The sequence below is a fragment of the Kitasatospora sp. NPDC096140 genome (assembly GCF_040303045.1).
Lineage (GTDB): Bacteria > Actinomycetota > Actinomycetes > Streptomycetales > Streptomycetaceae > Kitasatospora.
In genome coordinates, this window is the sequence record NZ_JBEOUW010000039.1 from 67,454 (window position 1) to 89,746 (window position 22,293).

A 22,293-nucleotide genomic window follows, 5' to 3' on the forward strand; every position below is an offset into this window, starting at 1 on the left:
GGTATTGACTACGGGCGCCGCCGAGGCCTTGGTTCACCCCGGTTCAGCTCGGTTCACCCCGGCCCGACTGCCGGCGTTCCTTCCCCCGCTCCCCGCCGCGGGTGACCCCGCCGGATCCGTGATCGCCGGCCCATGGCACGGCCCGCCCCGCGGAGTGCTGAGAATGCGCCAAATCGAGGGAAAGGTCACACACGGCGCCCCTCCTGCGGGTACGCGAACGGGCGCTAACCTGCGCACATGAAGGTCCCGCCCGAAGGGCTCCCCCTCGCCGCCGAGTTCCCGGCCGCGCACCGTGAGCAGTGGCAGCAGCTCGTCCAGGGCGTGCTGCGCAAGTCCGGTGCCCAGCCCGAGGACGGCGCCGCCGCCGAGCAGGCACTCACCACCGAGCTCCAGGACGGGCTCGGTGCACGCCCGCTGTACACCGCCGAGGACACCGCGGTCGACCCCGGGTACCCGGGCTTCCCGCCGTTCGTCCGCGGCGGCCGGCCGCAGGGCTCGGCCGTCGCCGGGTGGGACGTGCGGCAGCGACACGCCGACCCGGACCGGCGGCGCGCCAACGAGGCCGTGCTGGCCGACCTGGAGAACGGCGTCGGCTCGCTCTGGCTGGAACTGGGCGGCGGGGCCCTCCCGGTGGACGCCCTGCCCGAGGCGCTGACCGGCGTGTACCTGGACCTGGCCGCGGTGGCACTCGACGCCGGACCCGAATTCACCAACGCCGCCGAGCAGTTGTTCAAGCTCTACGAGCAGCGCGAGGTCTCCCCCGGCGACGCCTCCGGCAACCTCGGCGCCGACCCGCTCGGCCTCCAGGCCCGCACCGGCGACACCGCCCGCACCGACGAGCTGCTCGCCGAGGCCACCGCGCTCGCGGCCCGCTGCGCCGCCGACTACCCGAACGTCCGGGCGCTGACCGTCGACGCCCTGCCGTACCACGAGGCCGGCGCCTCCCCCGCGCAGGAGCTGGGCTGCGCGCTCGCCACCGGCGTCGCCTACCTGCGCGCGCTCACCGCCGCCGGACTGTCGGTCGACGCCGCGCTCGGCCAGCTGGAGTTCCGCTACGCGGCCGACGCCGACCAGTTCCTGACGATCGCCAAGTTCCGTGCCGCACGCCGCCTCTGGGCCCGCGTCGCCGAGGTGTCCGGGGCGTCCGCCGCGGCCTCGGCGCAGCGTCAGCACGCCGTCACCTCCCGGGTGATGATGACCGCCCGCGACCCGTGGGTGAACATGCTGCGCACCACCATCGCCTGCCTGGCCGCCGGGGTCGGCGGCGCCGACGCCGTCACCGTGCTGCCCTTCGACAGCGCGCTCGGCCAGCCGGACGCCTTCGCCCGCCGGATCGCCCGCAACACCCAGTCGATCCTGCTGGAGGAGTCCCACCTGGCCCGGGTGATCGACCCGGCCGGCGGCTCCTGGTACGTCGAGCAGCTCGGCGAGGAGCTGGCCCGGGCCGCCTGGGCCTGGTTCCAGGAGATCGAGCGGGCCGGCGGCCAGCAGGCCGCCCTCGGGTCCGGGCTGGTCGGCGAGCGGCTCGCCGCGACCTGGGCGGAGCGGTCCGTCAGGCTCGCCAAGCGGCGCGAACCGGTCACCGGCGTCAGCGAGTTCCCGCACCTGGACGAGCAGCCGCTGGTCCGCGAGCCGGCCCCGGCCGCGCTCGCCGGCGGCCTGCCGCAGGTGCGCCGCGCCGAGGCGTACGAGGCGCTGCGGGACCGCTCGGACGCCGCGCTCGCGGCCACCGGCGAGCGGCCGAAGCTGTTCCTGGCCTCGATCGGCACCGCCGCCGCGCACACCGCGCGCACCACCTTCGCGGCCAACCTGTTCCAGGCCGGCGGCATCGCGACGACCTCCCTCGAAGGCGTCGACCCGGCGGCGTTCGCCGAGGCGTTCACCGCCTCCGGCGCCACCGTCGCCTGCCTCTGCTCCAGCGACACCCTGTACGGCGAGCACGCCGAGGCCGTCGCCGCCGCCCTGAAGGCGGCCGGCGCCGCGAAGGTGCTGCTGGCCGGACGGCTCGGCGAAGCCCCGGCCGGAGTGGACGGGTTCATCCACGCGGGCGGGGACGCGGTCGCCGTCCTCACCTCCCTGCTGGACCAGATCACCGGCGCGCGCGGCGCCGACGAGGACGAGAGCGAGGCGGCTCGATGATTCCCGACTTCACCGGTATCGGGCTGGACGGCGGCGCCGCCGACGTCTCGGACGACCAGTGGCAGGCCGCCTGGCGGCAGTCCACCGGCAAGGACGTCGACGAGCTGGTCTGGGACACCCCCGAGGGCATCGGCGTCAGGCCGCTGTACACCGCGGCGGACCTGGCCGGGCTGGACTTCCTGGAGACCTACCCGGGCATCGCCCCGTACCTGCGCGGGCCGTACCCGACCATGTACGTCAACCAGCCGTGGACCGTCCGCCAGTACGCGGGCTTCTCCACCGCCGAGGAGTCCAACGCCTTCTACCGCCGCAACCTGGCGGCCGGCCAGAAGGGCCTCTCGGTCGCCTTCGACCTGCCGACCCACCGCGGCTACGACAGCGACCACCCGCGCGTCACCGGCGACGTCGGCATGGCGGGCGTCGCCATCGACTCGATCTACGACATGCGCCAGCTGTTCGACGGCATCCCGCTGGACCGGATGTCGGTGTCGATGACCATGAACGGCGCCGTCCTCCCGGTGCTGGCGCTGTACATCGTCGCCGCCGAGGAGCAGGGCGTGCCGCCGGAGAAGCTGGCGGGGACCATCCAGAACGACATCCTCAAGGAGTTCATGGTCCGCAACACCTACATCTACCCGCCGCAGCCGTCGATGCGGATCATCTCGGACATCTTCGCGTACACCTCGCAGAAGATGCCCCGGTACAACTCGATCTCCATCTCCGGCTACCACATCCAGGAGGCCGGGGCCACCGCCGACCTGGAGCTGGCCTACACCCTGGCCGACGGGGTGGAGTACCTGCGCGCGGGCCTGGACGTGGGGCTGGACGTGGACGCCTTCGCGCCGCGGCTGTCGTTCTTCTGGGCGATCGGCATGAACTTCTTCATGGAGGTCGCCAAGCTGCGCGCGGCCCGGCTGCTCTGGGCCAAGCTGGTCAAGCAGTTCGACCCGAAGAACCCCAAGTCACTGTCGCTGCGCACCCATTCGCAGACCTCCGGCTGGTCGCTCACCGCGCAGGACGTGTTCAACAACGTCACCCGCACGTGCGTGGAGGCGATGGCCGCCACCCAGGGCCACACCCAGTCGCTGCACACCAACGCCCTCGACGAGGCGCTCGCCCTGCCCACCGACTTCTCCGCCCGGATCGCCCGCAACACCCAGCTGCTGCTGCAGCAGGAGTCGGGCACCTGCCGGGTCATCGACCCGTGGGGCGGCTCGGCGTACGTCGAGAAGCTGACCAACGACCTGGCGGCCCGCGCCTGGCAGCACATCCAGGAGGTCGAGGCCGCCGGCGGCATGGCCAAGGCGATCGACGCCGGCATCCCCAAGATGCGCGTCGAGGAGGCCGCCGCCCGCACCCAGGCGCGCATCGACTCCGGCCGCCAGCCGGTGATCGGCGTCAACAAGTACCGGGTGGAGAGCGACGAGCAGATCGACGTCCTCAAGGTCGACAACTCCGCGGTGCGGGCCCGCCAGATCGAGAAGCTGCGCCGGCTGCGCGCCGAGCGCGACGAGGCCGCCACGCAGGACGCGCTGAACGCGCTCACCCGGGCCGCCGAGGCCGGACCGCAGCGCGGCGGCTCGCTCGACGGCAACCTGCTGCACCTGGCCGTCAACGCGGCCCGGGCCATGGCCACCGTCGGCGAGATCTCGGACGCCCTGGAGAAGGTGTACGGCCGCCACTCCGGCCAGATCCGTACCATCTCCGGTGTGTACCGAGACGAAGCGGGCCCGTCGGCCGCCCTCCAGCGCACCCGCGACCTGGTCGAGCGGTTCGAGGAGGCCGAGGGCCGCCGGCCGCGCATCCTGGTCGCCAAGATGGGCCAGGACGGCCACGACCGCGGCCAGAAGGTGATCGCCACCGCCTTCGCCGACCTCGGCTTCACGGTGGACGTCGGCCCGCTGTTCCAGACCCCGGCCGAGGTCGCCCGGCAGGCCGTCGAGGCGGACGTGCACATCGTCGGCGTCTCCTCGCTGGCCGCCGGCCACCTCACCCTGGTGCCCGCGCTGCGCGCCGAACTCGCCGCGGCGGGCCGGGAGGACATCACCATCGTGGTCGGCGGGGTCATCCCCCCGCAGGACTTCGACGCGCTGTACGAGGCGGGCGCGGCGGCGGTGTTCGGCCCGGGCACGGTCATCCCGGACGCCGCGCACGACCTGCTGACGGCCCTGGCGTCCGAGCTCGGCCACGAGCTGTGAGCCGCTGAGCCGATGCCTCCGCGGACGATCGACCTCGACAGCTACGTGACGGGTGTCCTCGACGGCTCGCGCGCCTGGATCGCGCGCGCCGTCACCCTCGTCGAGTCCTCCCGTCCCGACCACCGCGCGCTCGCGCAGCAGCTGCTCCAGCGGCTGCTGCCGCACGCGGGCGGGGCGGTCCGGGTGGGTATCACCGGGGTTCCCGGTGTCGGCAAGTCGACCTTCATCGACTCCTTCGGCACCATGCTGACGGGGGAGGGCCACCGGGTCGCGGTCCTCGCCGTCGACCCGACCTCCAGCCGGACCGGCGGCTCCATCCTGGGCGACAAGACCCGGATGGAGCGCCTGGCCGTCGACCCGCAGGCCTTCGTCCGCCCCTCCCCCACCTCGGGGACCCTGGGCGGCGTCGCCAAGGCCACCCGCGAGTCGATGGTGGTGATGGAGGCGGCCGGCTACGACGTGGTGCTGATCGAGACGGTCGGCGTCGGCCAGTCCGAGACGGCGGTGGCCGGCATGGTGGACACCTTCCTCCTGCTCAGCCTCGCCCGGACCGGCGACCAGCTCCAGGGCATCAAGAAGGGCGTCCTGGAACTCGCCGACGTCATCGCGATCAACAAGGCCGACGGCCCGCACGAGACCGACGCCCGCGCCGCGGCCCGCGAACTCGCGGGCGCGTTGCGGCTGTTGCAGGCCCCCGACGCGGCCTGGACCCCACCCGTCCTCACCTGCAGCGGCCGTGAGAACGCCGGCCTCGACGTGCTCTGGGAGCGACTCCAGCAGCACCGCAAGGTCCTCGACGCCACCGGCGCCCTGGCCGCCAAGCGCCGCGACCAGCAGGTCGAGTGGACCTGGGCGATGGTCCACGACCAGCTCTACGCCCGCCTGCACGAGCACCCCGACGTACGGCGCCTGGCCCCCGACCTGGAAGCCCGGGTCCGCGCCGGCACCCTCCCGGCAGGACTGGCCGCCCAGCGCATCCTGGACGGCTTCTTCGGCACACCCTGACGGCTGGTTGCGGGGCGGTGGCGGCACGACCGCCGCACCGCCCCGCCCGGGCGGCGCGACGCGTCACGGAGTGGTCTGGACCGGGTAGCCGGTGGGGCGGCCCTGGGCCTTCAGCCAGGTGAGCACCTGGTCGAGAGCTTCGACGGTCTGCTGGCGGTCGCCGCCGCCGTCGTGGAACAGGATGGTCGGGCCGAGGTGGAGCTCCTTCTTGACGGTGTCCACGATGGCGCCGGTGCCGGGCTTGTTGAAGTCCTTCGAGTCGACGTTCCAGCCGAGCGGACGCATGCCGTTCGCGGCGGCGATGCGCCGGCTGTCGGGGGTGAACGAGCCGCCGGGAGCCCGGTAGTACATCACCTTGGCGCCGCCCGCGGCGTCCTCGATCATCTTCTTCGCGTCCAGGATCTCCTTCTCCTGGTACGCGACGGGCTTCTTGTCCATGGAGGTGTCGTGGTCCACGGTGTGGTCGCAGAGCCGGTGGCCCTCCGCGACGACCCGCTTGACCAGGTCGGGGTGGGCCTTGGCCTGCGGTCCGATCATGCAGAACGTCGCCTTCACGCCGTGCCGCTTGAGGACGTCGAGGACCTTCGGCGTCCAGGTCGGATCGGGGCCGTCGTCGATGGTGATGTTGACGGCGTTGCCCCCGCTCTCGGAGGCGTGGGCGATGCCGTCGGGTATCCCGCTGCCCTGCTGCGTGCCGCCGTCGCCGCCCTTGGCGCCGTCCCCGCCGCTGCCGTCGGCGGACGTGCCCTGCTCCTGTGCGATGTCCTGCCGGGGGACGCCGTCCGGCCCGGCGAGGGTGGCGACCCCCCAGGCGCCCGCCGCCAGGGCGACGGCCGCCACCGCGAGCGCCACCCGACTGCCGGCCAGGTCCTTCATCCGTGCTTTGCGGTCCATCGGCTGACTGCCCCCCACCTGTCTGCGGTCTCTCCGAGGTTCATGACGTGAACCCCGTCGAACGGGTTCCCGAAATCCCCCGTCATCGCAGGTGAAGGCTTGATCGTCGACCGCCCTCAGGAGGCCCGGCCCCGGGCCCGGCCCAGGCGACGGCAACGAGGCAGGGACAGGGGCAGCGGAAGGGGAAGGGAGGGCCCCGGACCGCCCGACCGGTCCGGGGCCCTCCCCGTCACCCGAACGAGGTCAGGCGCCCGTGACGGCCGCGAAACGGGCCGAGACGTCCTGCCAGTTGACGACGTCCCACAGGCGGGTGACGTAGTCCGGGCGGACGTTGCGGTACTGCAGGTAGTAGGCGTGCTCCCAGGCGTCGAAGGCCAGCAGCGGCGTGGTGTTCTGGCCGACGTTGCCGTGGTGGTCGTAGACCTGCTCGACGATCAGGCGCTTGCCGAGCGGCTCCCAGGAGAGGATGCCCCAGCCGGAGCCCTGGACGCCGGTGGTGGCGGTGGTGAGCTGCTTCCTGAAGGCCTCGAAGCTGCCGAAGTGCTCGGTGATGGCGTCGGCCAGCTCGCCCTCGGGGCGGTCGCCGCCCTCCGGGGAGAGGTTCTGCCAGAACAGCGAGTGCAGCACGTGGCCGGACAGGTGGAAGGCGAAGGTCTTCTGAAGGCCGACCAGGCCGCCGAACTGGTCCTTGTCGCGCGCCTCGGCGAGCTGGTCGAGGGTGTCGTTGGCGCCCTTGACGTAGGCGGCGTGGTGCTTGGAGTGGTGCAGCTCCAGGATCTCGGCCGACATCGCCCGCTCAAGCGCGGAGTAGTCGTACGGAAGGTCGGGAAGCGTGTAGGTGCCCATCAGGACACGGCCCCTTTCGGCGGGTTGAGCGATGCTGATCGTGCCGGGACAACACTATTGCGTATGACTTGCAGGAACGAACCATGGGCTCCTGCTTATTCCTCGGCTTTGACGCTCGATCGGGGGCTTCCCGTCAGGGTCTGACAACTTTTCCGCTCCCGGGGCTTCCCGCAGCCGCCACCCGTGTGCCATTTTACATGTCACACATTGGAGCGGCCGTGTCCCCAACCACGGCCACCACCGGCCCCGGAGGCCCCCACACATGCGTCCCTTCCGGATAGCGAAGGCGAACGCGCGCAGACTCCCTGCGCTCGGCGCCGCCTTCTTCCTCGCGCTCGGACTCTTCGCACCGCAGGCCCACGCGGCGCCCGCCCCCACTCCCCAGGGCAAGCCGACCGCGCCCACCGCCAAGCCCGCCGCGCCGCACGCCATCCCCGTGCCCAAGTCGCCCGACACCCCCAGGGACGCCCGGCCGCTCGCCTCGGACGCGCGGGCCAAGGCCACCGCCCCGACGGCGGGCAGCACCATCGGCACGAACACCAAGGCGCCCCGGCAGCTCGCCGCCAACGCCTGCGACGTGTCCGCGTTCACCGGCAACTCCGGTGCCGCGCTGGTCCAGCAGGTCAAGGCCGCCGGCCTCGACTGCGTCAACACGCTGTTCACCCTGACCGGCGACAACGCCAGGGCCGCGTTCAACGAGGCCCAGATGGTCAGCGTCGCCAACGCCCTGCGCGACGCCTCCGCCGCCTACCCCGGCGACGACTCCACCTCGGCCGGCCAGCTGGTGCTCTTCCTGCGCGCCGGCTACTACGTCCAGTGGAACAACAAGGACGTCGTCGGCCCGTACGGCACCGCCCTGCAGACCGCCGTCCGCGGCGCGCTGGACGGCTTCTTCGCCGCCCCGCACAGCAAGGACGTCACCGAGGCCAACGGCGCCACCCTCGCCGAAGCCGTCACCCTGATCGACAGCGCCCAGGAGAACGCCCGCTACACCGGCGTCGTCAAGCGCCTGCTGGACGGCTACTCCAGCGCCTGGACCGGCTCCATGGCCGCCGCCGTCGCCAACACCGAGACCGTCATCGAGCGCGGCTTCGACCTGCCCGACTTCGTCGGCGCCCTGCAGGCCGACCCCTCCTTCGCCACCAGCATGGCGGGCTTCGTCACCCGCAACGCCTCCCAGCTGACCGGCTCCGACCCGGTCACCTCGATCGGCATCCAGATCGGCAACCTGGTCGCCAAGGACGCGCTGCGCGCCCAGGGCCGCCCGATCGTCAAGGACCTGGTCAACCGCTACCCGCTGGTCGGCAACACCGGACCGCTCACCATGAACCTGCTCTGGTTCGCGGAGAACAAGGACAGTGGCAACTGCTCCTACTACGGCACCTGTGACGTCCCGGCCAAGCTCGTCCCGCTGGTGCTCACCGTCGACCACACCTGCAACGCCAACCTGCGCATCCGCGCCCAGGACATGACCGCGCAGCAGCTCGCCGACACCTGCACCAGCCTGGTCAACCAGGACGCCTACTTCCACAAGGTGGTCAAGGACGGCGGCCCGGTCGCCAACGACAACAACACCAGCCTGGAGGTCGTCGTCTTCGACGACTACTACAACTACAGCCTCTACGCCTGGGAGATGTACAAGATCGCCGTCGACAACGGCGGCATGTACGAGGAGGGCGACCCGGCCAAGGCCGGCAACCAGGCCCGCTTCATCGCCCACGAGGCCTCCTGGCTGCGCCCCCAGTTCCAGATCTGGAACCTCAACCACGAGTACACCCACTACCTCGACGGCCGCTACGACTTCTACGGCGACTTCGACGCCGGGATGACCACCCCGACCATCTGGTGGGTCGAGGGCCTCGCCGAGTACATCTCCTACAGCTACCGGGGCGTCCACTACGACGACGCGGTCGCCCAGGCCGGCAAGGGCACCTACGCGCTGAGCACCCTGTTCGACAGCACCTACGCCAACGCGGACTCCACCCGGATCTACAACTGGGGCTACCTGGCCGTCCGCTACATGCTCCAGTCGCACCCGCAGGACGTCGACGCGCTGCTCGCCAAGTACCGCGTCGGCGACTGGAACGGCGCCCGCACCCTGCTGAAGTCCACCATCGGCACCGCCTACGACGCCGACTTCGCCGCCTGGCTCAAGCAGTGCGCCGCCGACAACTGCGGTTCGCTGCCCGCCTCCCAGGCTCCGCTGTGCACCGCCGCCGACAGCCGGCAGTTCGACAAGAACTGCCGCCGCGACGGCGCGGCCGCCACCACCGGGAACTACAGCTACAGCTTCCTCTACCTCCCGGCCGGCGTGCAGCAGCTGACCATCACCACCAGCGGCGGCACCGGCAACGCCGACCTCTACTACAACGGCGGCGCCTGGGCCACCACCGGCTCGTACCAGGCCAAGTCCACCAACAGCGGCAACGGCGAGACCCTCACCATCACCAACCCGCCGTCCGGCTGGGTGTACTTCAGCCTCTACGGCCAGCAGGGCTTCGGCGGCGTCACCGTCACCACGACCTACAACTGACCGCTCCTGCACGCACCGGAGGGCCCCGCGGCGACGCGGGGCCCTCCGCCGTTCCCGTCCGCGCGCCGTCCCCGCCCGGGCCGCCGACCGGACGACCAGCGGCGGGCGGACGGCGGCCCGCGGGCGGCGCGCGGACGGGCAGGCCGATGGCCCCGGTCCTCGGCTCCATACCGTCATCTTCCCCCCACCCGCGGACGTTCCGGATCAGGGTTATAACAATTTGCCCTTCGAATGGCCGTCAACATTGCGCGAGGATTCGAATAGCGACTGTCAAAGGGGTGTCGGAACGTCGGACGGTCGGTTATGGTCCAAGAACGGACGGGGCGTTCGGAATCCTTCGACGGAATTCCGTATCCGCCGCCCGGCCGGGGCGCGTCCCGTGTCGCGCCCGATGTGTCCCGCCCACCGCCACAGAACGGAGACAGCCATGAAGATGATCAAGGCGATCGTCAAGAAGTTCAAGAAGGACGAGGACCTCGCCGCCAACGCCTGGATCCTGCACGTCATCTGACGTACCACCGCCGGGCGGCGGGGACGCGGCGCGGCCGAGCCGCGCCCCCCGCCCGACGACGCGGCGCGAAGACGCGCCACCGAAATTCCGATATTCCGACAAAGGCAGGGAACTCGTGAAAGAAATGGCGCCGACCGCCGCGCGCGACCATTCCCTGGTTTATGCCCCGAGAATCCGCGACCTACTGGACCGGACCGAAAAGGTATTCCGGATCGACCCGGCCACGGTGGGCGTCGCCGACTGCCGGCTCCTGGCCGAAATCGTCGCGGCGCGTCCCGTGCGGTCCGACGAGCGCTCGGTCTACAAGCCGGCCGCGGGCGCCGACATCCCCCACGACAGCGCGACCCGGACGATCCGCGCGCTCGGACAGGACGTCATGGCCGGCATCCGGACACCGCCGCCCCCGGCCCGCGGACTCGCCGGCGCCTGGCCCTACGCGTCCACCTCCTACCTGCGCCGCTGGCTCTTCGGGTCCGACCCGCTGCCGGTCTCCCTGCTGTCCAGACGCGGCGTCACCCGCTCCGACGCGCTCTCCCGGATCGTCGACCGCGCCGTCACCGCCTGGCCGGGCCCCGGGGCCGCCGGAACGTCGACCGCCCTGGCCGAACTGATCCGCGGAGCCTCCGACCCCCTGGACCGCAAGCAGGCCGTCGCGATGTACCGGCGGGCGACGGCCACCCTCTGCGACGGCGTGGCCGCACTGGCCGGCAACGCCGTGTGGCTGCTGCGGCAGGAGCAGCAGGGCGGGGAACGGGACGCGGCCCCCTCCGACCTCACCGCCGCCCTGTGGGAGACCCTGCGGCTGCTCCCACCCGCGTGGATGCTGTGGCGCAAGGGCGGGGAGGCCTACACCGCGATGCACCCCGAGATCGGCCCCGGGGACGACATCGCGCTGTTCCCGCTCCTGATGCACCGCCACCCGGAGCACTGGTCCGACCCGATGGAGTTCCGGCCCGAACGCTGGACCGGGGTGGCGGACCCCGAGAAGACGCCCGGCTTCATGCCGTTCGGGTTCGAGGGCGCGCGCTGCTGGGCCAAGCACCTGGTCGTCCCGCTGGCCGAACGCCTGCTGACCGTCGCCTTCGACAACGGCCTGGTCATCCGGGGACCGCACCGGGACGCCCCCGTCCCCCTGCGCTCCCTGCTCTCCGTGCGGTTCGACGCGGCGACGGCGGCCTGACCCGGCGGCCCCGGGCCGGAAACCGCCGACCGCCGACCGAACCCCCCTGACACCACGGGACACACCATGGAATCGCCCACGCTGGCCCACTGGGTCGGTGACGTCGAGAGCTTCGCCGACCACCGGTGGCAGCGCGAGCCCGCGGTCTTCACCCCACAGGCCCCCGCCCCGCCGTTCGGCCTCGACGCGTTGGACGCCGCCTTCGATGGAGGGCTGCTGCGCACCCCGTACCTGGAGATGGTGCGCTCCGACAAAATCACCGTCCCGGCCGGGGCCTTCACCACCCCGCGCGTGGTCAACGGCGTGACGTACGAAGGCTTCGCCGACCGGGCGAAGGTCCTCGCCCGCCTGCGCGCCGGCGCGACACTGCTGCTGCGGTGCGTCGACCAGTGGCACCGCCCGACCGGTGAGCTGGTGGCCCGGCTGTCGGAGGAACTCGACCGGCGCGTGGAGGCGTTCTTCTTCGTCACCCCCGCCGGCGCCCAGGGCCTCGCGGTGCACCGCGACGACGCCGACGTGTTCGTCCTCCAGAGCGCCGGACGCAAGACCTGGTACGTCCACGACGCGCCGGCGGCGCCGGACTGGTCCCTGGGAGAACTCCCGGACGACGAGCACTCGCCGCAACGCCTGCGCCACGTCCTCGAACCCGGCGAAGTGCTCTACGTCCCGCGCGGCTTCGCCCACCGCGCGGTGGGCGCCGGCGGGCTGTCCGCCCACCTGTCGCTGACCGTCCGCGACCTCTCCCTGGACGACCTGCGGACGGCCCTCGCGGGCCGGCTCGCCGAGGGGCTGGACCTCCCGGCCCGACCGCTCGGCCAGGCCGCGATCGGCGACGCCTGCGCCACCCTGATCGGCCATGCCAGGACGCGGCTCGACGCCCTCGAACCGGGGGACCTGCTGCGCGCCGCCCGGGCGGCGCGGCCCTCCTCCGCGCAACCGGCGGTGCCGACCGCACCGGGCGTGCCGGCGGAACCGGCCGCGCGGAGGGACTCCGTCACCGGGACGGCGCCGGAGACCTTCGCCGGGGCGGCCCGGGCCTGGCACGACGGCGGGCCCGGCGCCGGACGCGGCGGGCCGGGCCCGGTGGGCCGCACCTGGCGCCGGCTGCGCGACGCGGCACGCGCCGCCGACTGACCCCGGACCGCCGGGGAGACGAGCCACCGGGGAGACGGACCGCCTGGGCGCCGGGACCCGTGGTGAGTGCGGCGAGCCGGCCCGACCTCGTCGAAGCCGGTCCGCGCCGCCGCCCGTTCGACGTCCGCCATCAGCTCGTCGGTGAGATGGCCGAGGTGGACGTTCTCCGCGGCGCCCAACGGCCAGCGCGCGAACTCCTGCGGCACCCTGGCCACCCGGGACCACGTGCCGTCGGTGTCCGGTTCCTCCACCGGCACGCCGTCCCAGGTGATCCGGCCGGACTGCGACAGGTAGAGGCCGGAGAGCAGCTTCAGCAGGGTCGACGCCGCCGTACCCCTTCACGAGCCACCACACCCTGGGCTTCAGCCTGTCGACGACGTTCCCGTGGGTGACCGAGGGGGTCCCGTTCACCGACCCCCTGGGGAACGGCACCTACCGCGTCCGCGCCCGTACAGCCTCGACGTGCTCGGCACTCCGGACGGCCCGGAGGCGGCCGTCGCCCTGGTCGTCGCACACCTCCCGCCGGACCTCGGACCGGTCTTCGACCGACCCCAGGGGTTCCGACCCGTGGGTCAGGGAGCCACCGGCGGGTGGAGGGCGAGGAGGGACGGCACGCGGGCCGGGGCGGCGAGGCGGAGGAGGCCGTGACCGATGCCGGCGAGGCCGACCATGAGGGACGGGCTGTGGACGCCGTGCGGGAGCCCGCAGAGCCAGCCGCGGGTGTCGAGGGCGGCCAGGGTGGTGCGGGCCCGGGCGTGCCAGGGGGCGCCGGCGAGGTGGAGGGTCTCCAGGTTGCCGAGGTCGCCGTGGCAGAGCGAGAAGTTGAGGCCGAAGCCCTCGCGGCGCACCGTGTCGAGTGCGGTGTCCCGCTCCTTGCGCAGCGACTCCGCCCGGTCCGGCAGGAGTTCGGCGAGTTCGACCCGGGCCAGGGCGATCCCGGAGGCGCCGTGGCACCAGAGGGCGGGGAAGGAGGGGCCGTCCGGGCCGTCGTCCTCGCGGACGTCGCGCCAGTTGGCGGCGGACGGGTCGAACAGGGTGCGCTCGTAGTCGAGGCCGGCGAGGGCGAGTTCGGGCAGCGCCGGGTCGCCGAGGCGGTGGCCGGCGCGGGCGAGGGCCCAGGCGATGCCGGAGCCGCCGTGGGCGAATCCGGCCAGGGGCCGGTCGGCGGCCCCGGCGAGGGAGGCGGGGAGCCAGCCGACGCCGCCGTCGGGGTGCGGGGAGGCGGCCCCGGCCAGGCGTTCGGCGCAGGCGGCCAGGGCGGCGGTGACGGCCGGGCCAGGCCGGACGGCCTCCCAGGCGAGCAGGCCGCCGATGGTGCCCGCGTTGCCGGAGAGCAGGTCGTGGAGGGTGTCCTCGGGTGCGGTGGTGGCGATCCGGCCGATCACCAGCCGGGCCAGGTCGTCGAGTTCGGCGTCGGGATGGTGGGCGGCGAACTGTGCGAGGGCGTAGAGCACGCCGCCCGTCCCGGCGAGCCCGCCGCCGAGCCGGTCGACCCGGCGGCGGATCTGCTGACGTAGTGTCAGTTCGGCGGCGCGGGCGGCCTCAGCGTGCGAGCGGTCCCCGGTGACGACGGCGAGCTGGTGCAGGAAGAGCGTAATGCCCGCCGTGCCGCTGTAGAGGTCCGGACCGAGTTCGGCGGGGGCCCAGCGGCCGGGCGGCGTCCAGTTGGGGCCGGACCAGGCGAGGTCGGCGCTGCCCCGGTGGGCCTCGCGGAGCAGGTGCTCGCCGGCCTCGACGGCCTTGGCGACGGCGCGGTCGGCGAGCGCTTGCGCCGCGCCGGGATCGCCGTCCTCGGCGGGTAGGTCGCGCACGTCGGCGGGCAGGTCGCGCGCCTCGGCGGTGATCGTCCGGCGTGGCTCGCGCGCGCCGTCGGCCGTCGTCACCGACAGGCGCAGGAGCTGGAGTTGGTGCGCGAGGTCCTCCTCGCCGAGGCCGTCCGCCTTGGCGAGCGCGAGGTCCAGGGCCGGCCGGTCGGTGACACCGGGGATGACGGCGCCGGTGGCGGAGCGGGCGTCGACGCCGTCCGGGCGGACGGTGAAGACGGGCACGTCGCCGCGCCACAGGTCGGCGCGTTCGTGGGCGACGAAGGCGAGGGTGTGCTCCTCCCAGGCGGCGAGTGCCCAGAGCCGGTCGAGGTGGCGGTCCTGGTCGAGGGCGTCGCGCAGCAGGTCGGGGTGGCAGGCGGTGTTGAGGAGGCTGCGGTACTCGAAGGTGTCGCGGCGCAGCAGCCGGGTCTCGTCCCCCGCGAACGCCCGGAGCAGCGTGCGGAGCCGGTCCTTGTCGGCGGCCAGCAGCCGGTAGGCCTCGGTGAATCCGGCTTCCAGGGCGTCGAGGTGGTCGGCGAGTCGCAGCGGCTGCCCGGCGGGGACCGGGCGGCTTCCGGGCGCTTCGACGGGCAGCCTCCGGTACTCCAGGCGCAGTTCGTCCGTGCCCTGGCCGACGAGGACGGGGGCGGGCCGGGGCGGGAGGCTGGCCGGGTCCCAGCCGAGGGCGGAGAGGTCGGTGCCGCCGTTGCCCTCGTCCCACATGCGTTCGGGGAGCAGGCCGGAGCGCAGGACGGAGTGCCGGGCCCGGTGGCGGGCGAGGCGCTCGGACTCGGAGAGGTCCTTGGCCGGCTCGTGCAGGTCGGGGTGGAGGAGTGCCTCCAGGTCGATGAGGACGGGCTGGTCGCGGACGGCGAGCAGGTTCTGGGCGTGGCAGTCGACCGCGTCCAGGACGTACATCAGCGCCGCGAGGGTTCCGGCCCGGTGGTAGAAGTCGCTCAACTCGGTGTCGTCACGCGCCGGTTCGGCGGTGACGTGGGCGACCCAGCCGTAACCGTCGCCGGGCAGGTGGGCGAGGTCGCGCAGGGGCAGCCGCAGCCGGGGGTTGAGCCACCGCAGGAGGTGCTGGAAGTGCGTCTCGGCGCCGAACGGGCGCGGCTTGTGGACGATCCGGACGTCGTGCTCGAAGCGCAGGGAGCCGACCGTGGCGCCGCCCCGGTGCGGGTCGCCGAGACCGGTGGTGAGTGCGGTGAGCCGGCCGAGCGGGCGGCCGTCCGCGAAGGTGGCGGTGAGGGCGGGCAGGTCGGCGGCGAGCCGGCGGAACAGGGTGAGGGTGGTGTCCGTCCACTGTTCGGCGGCGGTGACGAGGCGGAACGCCAGGACCGGGTACTCGGACAGGAGGTGCAGGGCCCGCTCGGGGCGGGTGAGCCGGTCGAGGAAGTCGCGGTAGCGCAGTTCGGGGGTGTCGCCGGTCAACTCGCCGGTGAGGCGGGCGACATGGAGTTCGGTGATGACGGTCCGGGTGGCCATGCCGTGGACGGTCGCGGTGAGCGCGGGGAGGGCGAGCGCGGCCAGCTCCTCGGGGGTGCCGAGCGCGGGGGCGTCCAGCGCGGCGATCCCGGTGCGCAGCCGGTCACCGGCGTCGGCGAGCAGGGGGGCGACGAGCCGGGCGAAGGCGTGGTCCTCGGGGACGGCCGGGACGTCCGGTACGACCGGGGCCTCCGGTACCGCCGGGGCGGCTTGACCATCCGGAGCGGCGGCGGGGGCCTGGCGGTGGAACGCGGCGGCGAGCCGCTCGGCCCACGGGGGCACCCCGAGGCGCCCGGCGAGCGCGTCCGGGTGCTCGGTCAGGAGAGCGCGCAGGGCCTCCGGGTCGAGGCCGTCGGCGGCGAGGCGGCGCTCGAACCAGCCGTCCCGGTCGAACGGCGCCTGGGCCCGCCAGCGTTCCAGCTTCCGGGCGGCGCGTTCGACGGCCTCCCGTCCGGGGGCGTCGCACGCCGGCACCGGGCCGCGGGCGGACAGCGGGACGGCTCGGGCGGCAGCCCGGAGGAGTTCGGACGCGTCGGCCACGGGGCGGTGCCGCCTCTCTGCTCTGGACTGCCCGGCGCTGCATTGCGCTGCGCTGCGCTGGTGGACGGCCGCCTCCGGGGGGGGGCGGCACGGGCCGGCGCGGACCGCCGGTGCGACCGGCGGCCGCGTCGGCCCCGGTGTCAGAAGCTGCAGACGTGCCCGCAGCTCGACCAGCCGCCGCAGGTGCTCGCCTGCACGGCGGCGGTGACGTAGAGCTCGTCCGTCGGCTCGCCGGCCGGGTGGACCTGGTGGCCCTGACCGAGGGTGAGCCGGAAGTCCTCGTCCTTGAGCGCGCGAACCTGCTCAGCCGTGGGCTGCATGGTGCCTCCTCCAAGCGGTCGGTCTGGCACGGGGTGTGCCGGGTCGGGATCCTGACAGCGGCCCACCCGTCACACCAGGGCCGACGCATCGCCGGTTCCGATTTCGGCCAGGATCGAAATAGCGTCCACCTGGTGCTCTCCTCCCCTTTCCCCCAGGCCACGTCCGGCCCGTTCGCGCGCCCGGGCCCCCCAGGCCGCCGCACACCTGTCCGAAAGCCGGACGACTACGACGGTGTGAACCCCGGCCGAGGTTTGAACGCATCCTTCCTGTGGCAGCGCCCTGCACCCAGGGTCACGATGGAGGCCCGGCCAGGCCTGACCGCGCCACCCACCGCCCGGAGCCCACCGCCCGCCCACCGCCCGCCCGCCGGACCCCCGCCGCCCTCCGTCACTCCGCCCGCAGGGCATCCACCGTCCTCGCCCGGGCCGCCCGCACGGCCGGGAGCAGTGCGCCGAGCGCCGCGATGAGTACGCCGCCCAGCCCGAGCAGCACCAGCACCGGGGTGCCGAGGACGTCCAGTGCCGCGTCCGGGAAGTTCAGCCCGGCGGAGTGGCCCATCGCGGGCACCGTGACCCGGTGCAGCAGGAGGCCGGCGGGCAGGCCGATCGCGCCGCCGACGACGCCGACCAGGAGCACCGGGGCGAGCACCACGCCCACGGTCTGCGCCGGGGTCATGCCGATCGCCTTGGTGACGCCCGTGTCCCGCCGGCGGTCCCGGGCTTCCAGGACGACGGTGTTGAACACGCCGAGCCCGGCGACCGCGACCAGCAGTGCGGTCAGTGTCGCGGTGAGGGATCGCATCGTGAGGATCATGTCGCTGGAGCCGCGCGGCACGTCGGCCTCGGCGATCATGTGGACCGGGGCGAGCGCGGCGCCGACGGCGGTGGCGTAGGCGACGCGGTCGGTGCCGGGCTTCAGCGTGACGAACCAGACGTCCGGCTTCGGGTCCGTCCCGGAGGGAAAGGTGGCGGCGTCGGTGAACAGCTCGTTGGTCTGCACGTGGGGGTCGAAGACCTCGCCGACGATCCGGACGGTGACCGCCCGGCCGTGGGTCGTGAAGGTCACCGGGTCGCCGATCTTCGCCGAGGCCTCGGTCAGGAAGGTGGCGGGTGCGACGGCCTCGCCCGGGCCCCGGTACCAACGGCCTGACACCATCCGGTAGCCGGCCCCGCTGCTGTCGCCGGCGAAGGCGGTCACGGTCGTGTTCCCGGCGACCCCGGGCACGGTGACGTCCTCGACGCCGGCGCCGTAGTGGCTCGCGGTGCCCGGCTGGGCCGTCAGGGCGGCGGTGACGGCGGCCGGATCGGCCGCGGCCGGACCGGCCGCGGGGGCCGACCGGGCCGCGGCCGGGACGTCGGGCCGCTCGGGGTGCACCCGGATGTCGGCGATGTCGTGGTTCTTCGCCTGCTGCACCCAGGTCATCGTCCCGCCCATGCCCACCGCGAAGACCGCCGCCGTCGTGCCGAACAGCACCGCCGCGAGCATTCCGGCGGCCCGGGCGGGGCGGGCGAAGGGCTGGGCGAGGCCGAGGCTCAGCGGCCGGGGCAACGGCAGCCGGGCGGCCAGCGCGGCGGCGCGGGCGGCGAGGGCGTCCCGCCGGGTGCCGCCCGCCGTGCGGCCGACCGCGAGTGCGTCCACCGTGCGCAGCCGTCCGGCGCGGGCGGCGGCGGCCCAGGCGACCAGCGCGACGGCGGCGAGGGTGCCGCCCGCGACCGCGGCGTCGACCCAGGGGTCGAGGCCGGAGGTGGTGGTGCCGTAGAGCTGCCCGGTGGTGGCGAGCACCGGGACGGTCAGCAGGTTTCCGGCGGCCACGCCGAGCAGGGTGCCCGCCGTGGCCGGGATCAGCGCCTGGGCGACGTAGGCCCGCACCACCTGGGCGGGGGTGCAGCCGAGCGCCTTGAGGACGCCGATCCGCCGGGTCGCGGTGCCGACCGCGCCGGCCACCACGTTGCCCGCCACCAGCACCGACATCGCCAGGCCGAGCAGGCCGAAGGAGACCATGAAGGGCAGGAACAGCGCGGTGTTGCGGTCGGAGCCCTGCTTGGCGGTGAGCCAGGACTGCGCGCCGGTGAGCGAGTCGGCGGGCGCGGCGGCGGTCACGGCGGCCCGGTCGGCGGCCATCTCGCCGGTGGTGCCGGCCCGGGCGAAGCGGCAGAGCAGTTCGTAGCCGGGGGTGCTGCCGGGCGCGGTGAGGGCGGCGACGGCGTCGGGGGTCACCCAGGCGTCGGAGGTGCGGCTGACGGACCGGGCGAGTCCGACGACCTTCAGCGTCGGTGTTCCCGGCAGGCCGGGCAGGCGCAGCGTGCCGCCGATGTCCACCCCCTGGTTCCCGTACCCGGAGTCGATCACCACCTCACCCGACCGCTTCGGCCAACTGCCTTGCAGGATCTCCACGTTGTCGACGTCCGCGGTGGCGGAGGCGCGACCCGTGACGGTCATCGGCGCCATGGTCACCCCGGGCGGGACGCTCGACCCCGGGCCGGGTTCGGGGTCGACGGTGAGGGTGCGGAACGGCCCGGCGGCGACCGTCACCCCGGCGGCGTGCGCGGCGGCGGCGAGCTGCCCGGCGTCCGTCCTGGTGCCGTCGAAGCGCGCGGTGAGATGGGCGCCGTGCTGACGGTCGAAGGCCCGGTCAAAGGGGGCCTGGGAGGCGACCAGCAGCGAGCCGCCGAGGACGGAACAGGTGGTCGCCACCATCGCGGCCAGCCCGACCGCGACCGACTGGGTCCGGCGCCTGCGGACTCCGGCACGCACGACCCCTCCGAGCGCGGTCACGCCGTCACCGCCGAGTCCGCCTCGACCCGGCCGTCGCACATCCGGACCGTGCGGGTCGCGCAGTCCTCGGCCAGGCCCAGATCGTGGGTGACGAGCAGGACGGTCTGGCCCTCCTGGTGCAGGTCCCGGAACAGCTCCTTGACGTCCTCGCCCGAAGCCGAGTCCAGCGCACCGGTCGGCTCGTCGGCGAGCAGCAGCGTCGGCCGGTTCATCAACGCCCTGGCCACCGCGACGCGTTGGCGCTCACCGCCGGAGAGCCGGCCCGGGTGGGCGCGGGCGTGCCGGTCGATGCCGAGCGACTCCAGCAGCTCGCCGGCCCGGCGCCGGGCCTCGGCGCGCGGCACGCCGGCCAGTTCACCGGCGAGCACCACGTTGTCGGTGACGGTGAGGTCGTCCAGCAGGTTGAAGAACTGGAACACCATGCCGACGGTGGCGCGCCGGTAGCGGGCCGAGGCCGCCTCGCCCAGCCGGTCGACGCGGACCCCGGCCACGGTGACCGTCCCGGCGCTCGGCCGGTCCAGTCCGGCCACCAGGTTCAGCAGCGTGGACTTCCCGCTCCCGGACGGCCCGAGCACGGCCACCGACTCCCCTGCCCGCACGCTCAGCGTGACTCCGTCCAGCGCCGCCCGGGCTCCCGCGTAGTGGCGGCTCACCCCGTTCAGCTCGATCACCGGGCCGCCGCCCGGCCCCGGTCCGGTCACTCCTCGGACTCCGCTCATCCCCGCTCCTCGTACGTCGTGCCTGGTGGTCGGCACGACGGTACGGACGGGCGGCGCCCGGTCGCGTCCGCCGCCCGCGGCAACTCCCGTACCGCGTCCGGCGGATCGGCGGCGGCGTCATCCCTGCGACGTAGTCGCCGGGTGTACCGGTCACCGCCGCCCGCGGGGCTGTGCCGGGCGGCCCCCGGCCCGCACAATGTCCCGGTGATCAACCATCCGACGGTGCGGCGGCTGCGCGCGGCGCTCCGCCCGGCCGACGGCCCGGGCGGCGCCCCGCCGCCCCGGCCGACCCGGCGCGGCCAGGCCTTCGACGTCGCCCTGGCCCTCTTCCTCGCCATCAGCAGCGGTCGCTACGCCACCATCGCGGACAACCCGCAGGTGACCACGGTGACCGGGCTGTTGCTGCTGGTCCCGCTGGTGCCGCTGCCGCTGGTGCTGCGCCGGCGCTTCCCGCTGGCTGTGCTCTGGACGGTGCTGCCGACCGCGCTGCTGGTCCGTCACCAGTCGCAGGACATCGCGTACTCGACGGGCGTGGCGGTGATCGTCGCGGCCTACAGCGTGGCCGCGTACGAGCGCCGTCCGCCGGCCGTGCTGCTCAGCCTCCCGGTCGCGACCGCCGCGCTGGTGCTGCTCTTCGACGACGCCAAGCTGCCGCACTTCCCCAACGGGGTGATCGCCGTCCTGGTGCTGGTGCCGGTGTTCGCGGTCGCCTACGAACTGCGGATGTGGCGCCACCGGGTGGACGAGGGGCGGGAGCGGCTCTCCGCGCTGGAGGGCGAGCAGCTGGCCGCGCTGCGACGCGCGGTGGAACTGGAACGGGCCCGCATCGCGCGGGAGTTGCACGATGTCGTCACCCACAACGTGAGCATGATGACGATCCAGGCCGGAGCCGCCCGCAAGATCCTGGACACCGCCCCGGACAAGGCGCGCGAGGCGATGGCCGCCGTGGAGTCCGGCGGACGCGCGGCGATGACCGAACTGCGGCACGTCATGGGCCTGTTGACCATCGACTCGGCGGCCGGCGACGATCCCGCCGCCGACGCCGACCTCGCCCCCCAGCCGGGCCTCGACCGGCTGGACGCCCTGGTCGACGGCGTCCGGCAGGCCGGACTGCCCGTCGAGCTGACCGTCACCGGCGAGCGCCGGGCCATCCCGCCCGGGATCGAACTGGCGGCCTACCGGGTCGTCCAGGAGGCCCTGACCAACACCGTCAAGCACGCGGGCGGCGCCGACGCCTCGGTCGCCGTCGAGTACGCCCCGGACCACCTGACGGTGCAGGTCACCGACACCGGCGGCCGCCCCACCGGCGCCGCCTCCGCCGGCAACGGGCGCGGCCTGCTCGGCCTGCGCGAACGCCTCGCCGTCTACGGCGGCACCCTGCAGACCGGCCCCCGGCCGCGCGGCGGCTACCGCGTCACGGCCCTGATCCCCTTGGAGAGTTCATGAGCGCGCAGCCGCTGCGGGTGGTGGTCGCCGACGACCAGGCCCTGGTCCGCACCGGGTTCCGGCTGATCCTGGAGTCCGAGGGGATCGACGTGGTCGCGGAGGCCGAGGACGGCGAGCAGGCCGTCGCGGCCGTCCGCCGGACCGCGCCCGACGTGGTCCTGATGGACATCCGGATGCCCGGTCTGGACGGCCTGGAGGCCACCCGCCGGATCCTCGCCGCCCCGGCGCAGGAGCCGCCGCGGATCATCATGCTGACCACCTTCGACCTCGACCACTACGTCTACGCGGCGATGGCCGCCGGGGCGAGCGGCTTCCTGCTCAAGGACGTCACCCCGGAGCACCTGGCCGCCGCCGTCCGGCTGGTGCGCACCGGGGACGCGCTGCTCGCCCCCGCCATCACCCGGCGGCTGGTCGAGCGCTTCGCCCGTCCGGACGCCGGCGCCGCCACCGCGGCGCCGCACCGCGAGCTGGGCACGCTCACCCCGCGCGAGCTGGAGGTGATGACGCTGCTGGCGCGCGGCCTCAGCAACGCCGAACTCGCCGCCGGGCTGCAGCTGTCGGAGGCGACGGTGAAGACGCACGTGGCCCGGATCCTCGGCAAGCTGGGCCTGCGGGACCGGGCACAGGTGGTGGTCGCGGCGTACGAGACGGGGCTGGTCAGCGTGGGCGCCGCGCCCGACGCGCCGTGACGACGCGGCCCGGCGGGCGGGAGCCCGACGCGCAGTGCCGCGGGCGGGAGCCCGGGGGTCGATTACCCCG

14 protein-coding genes and 1 pseudogene are annotated in these 22,293 nt (G+C 74.1%); 9 read left to right on the top strand and 6 right to left on the bottom strand.

Going from position 1 to position 22,293, the window contains the following annotated elements; translation table 11 throughout:
* Nucleotides 1-237: 237 nt before the first annotated feature.
* From ABT048_RS31845 to meaB, 3 genes are read left to right on the top strand one after another with little or no spacing between them, the layout of a single operon-like run.
* Nucleotides 238-2,139 (top strand): methylmalonyl-CoA mutase subunit beta, encoded by a 1,902-nt coding sequence (locus ABT048_RS31845; protein WP_350525027.1) that lies wholly within the window; start codon nt 238-240, stop codon nt 2,137-2,139.
* Nucleotides 2,136-4,337 carry a methylmalonyl-CoA mutase gene (scpA, locus tag ABT048_RS31850; RefSeq protein WP_350525028.1) on the top strand — a complete coding sequence of 734 codons (2,202 nt, stop codon included), beginning with the start codon at nt 2,136-2,138 and terminating at the stop codon, nt 4,335-4,337. Before ABT048_RS31845 ends, scpA begins: the two co-directional genes overlap by 4 nt.
* Nucleotides 4,338-4,349: 12 nt before the next feature.
* Nucleotides 4,350-5,342: a methylmalonyl Co-A mutase-associated GTPase MeaB gene (gene meaB / locus ABT048_RS31855; RefSeq protein ID WP_350525029.1), complete on the top strand. Its 993-nt coding sequence runs from the start codon at nt 4,350-4,352 to the stop codon at nt 5,340-5,342.
* A gap of 63 nt (nt 5,343-5,405) precedes the next feature.
* Here meaB and ABT048_RS31860 read toward each other — a convergent pair whose 3' ends face one another.
* Together ABT048_RS31860 and ABT048_RS31865 are read right to left on the bottom strand one after the other, a co-directional pair.
* Nucleotides 5,406-6,236 carry a polysaccharide deacetylase family protein gene (locus tag ABT048_RS31860; protein ID WP_350525030.1) on the bottom strand — a complete coding sequence of 277 codons (831 nt, stop codon included), beginning with the start codon at nt 6,234-6,236 and terminating at the stop codon, nt 5,406-5,408.
* 243 nt (nt 6,237-6,479) lie between these two features.
* Nucleotides 6,480-7,082 (bottom strand): superoxide dismutase, encoded by a 603-nt coding sequence (locus tag ABT048_RS31865; protein WP_350525031.1) that lies wholly within the window; start codon nt 7,080-7,082, stop codon nt 6,480-6,482.
* 262 nt (nt 7,083-7,344) lie between these two features.
* On the opposite strand from ABT048_RS31865, the gene ABT048_RS31870 reads away from it, so the two are divergent.
* From ABT048_RS31870 to ABT048_RS31885, 4 genes and pseudogenes are all read left to right on the top strand, one after another.
* Nucleotides 7,345-9,615: a collagenase gene (locus tag ABT048_RS31870; protein WP_350525032.1), complete on the top strand. Its 2,271-nt coding sequence runs from the start codon at nt 7,345-7,347 to the stop codon at nt 9,613-9,615.
* Between the two features lie 788 nt (nt 9,616-10,403).
* The gene (locus tag ABT048_RS31875) at nt 10,404-11,306 is read left to right on the top strand and encodes a cytochrome P450 (RefSeq protein ID WP_350525033.1); all 903 of its coding nucleotides are present in this window, start codon (nt 10,404-10,406) and stop codon (nt 11,304-11,306) included.
* Nucleotides 11,307-11,372: 66 nt separating this feature from the next.
* Complete coding sequence (locus tag ABT048_RS31880; protein ID WP_350525034.1) at nt 11,373-12,440, top strand: JmjC domain-containing protein; 1,068 nt, start codon at nt 11,373-11,375, stop codon at nt 12,438-12,440.
* A gap of 343 nt (nt 12,441-12,783) precedes the next feature.
* Nucleotides 12,784-13,113 (top strand): annotated as a pseudogene (locus ABT048_RS31885) (hypothetical protein); the annotation flags it as partial.
* Here the strand turns inward: ABT048_RS31885 and ABT048_RS31890 are convergent.
* The 4 genes from ABT048_RS31890 to ABT048_RS31905 form a co-directional block, all read right to left on the bottom strand.
* Nucleotides 13,013-16,273 (bottom strand): type 2 lanthipeptide synthetase LanM family protein, encoded by a 3,261-nt coding sequence (locus ABT048_RS31890; protein ID WP_350525035.1) that lies wholly within the window; start codon nt 16,271-16,273, stop codon nt 13,013-13,015. The pseudogene ABT048_RS31885 and the gene ABT048_RS31890 overlap by 101 nt on opposite strands.
* Before the next feature lie 140 nt (nt 16,274-16,413).
* Complete coding sequence (locus ABT048_RS31895; RefSeq protein ID WP_350525036.1) at nt 16,414-16,593, bottom strand: hypothetical protein; 180 nt, start codon at nt 16,591-16,593, stop codon at nt 16,414-16,416.
* 388 nt (nt 16,594-16,981) lie between these two features.
* Entirely contained in the window at nt 16,982-19,348 is a 2,367-nt protein-coding gene (locus tag ABT048_RS31900) for an FtsX-like permease family protein (RefSeq protein WP_350525037.1), read from the bottom strand.
* Between the two features lie 17 nt (nt 19,349-19,365).
* Nucleotides 19,366-20,088 carry an ABC transporter ATP-binding protein gene (locus ABT048_RS31905; RefSeq protein WP_350525038.1) on the bottom strand — a complete coding sequence of 241 codons (723 nt, stop codon included), beginning with the start codon at nt 20,086-20,088 and terminating at the stop codon, nt 19,366-19,368.
* 207 nt (nt 20,089-20,295) lie between these two features.
* On the opposite strand from ABT048_RS31905, the gene ABT048_RS31910 reads away from it, so the two are divergent.
* Both ABT048_RS31910 and ABT048_RS31915 read left to right on the top strand, forming a co-directional pair.
* Nucleotides 20,296-21,534, top strand: coding sequence for a sensor histidine kinase (locus tag ABT048_RS31910; protein WP_350525043.1), 1,239 nt, complete (start codon nt 20,296-20,298; stop codon nt 21,532-21,534).
* Nucleotides 21,531-22,223 carry a response regulator gene (locus tag ABT048_RS31915; RefSeq protein WP_350525039.1) on the top strand — a complete coding sequence of 231 codons (693 nt, stop codon included), beginning with the start codon at nt 21,531-21,533 and terminating at the stop codon, nt 22,221-22,223. Before ABT048_RS31910 ends, ABT048_RS31915 begins: the two co-directional genes overlap by 4 nt.
* Nucleotides 22,224-22,293 lie beyond the last annotated feature (70 nt).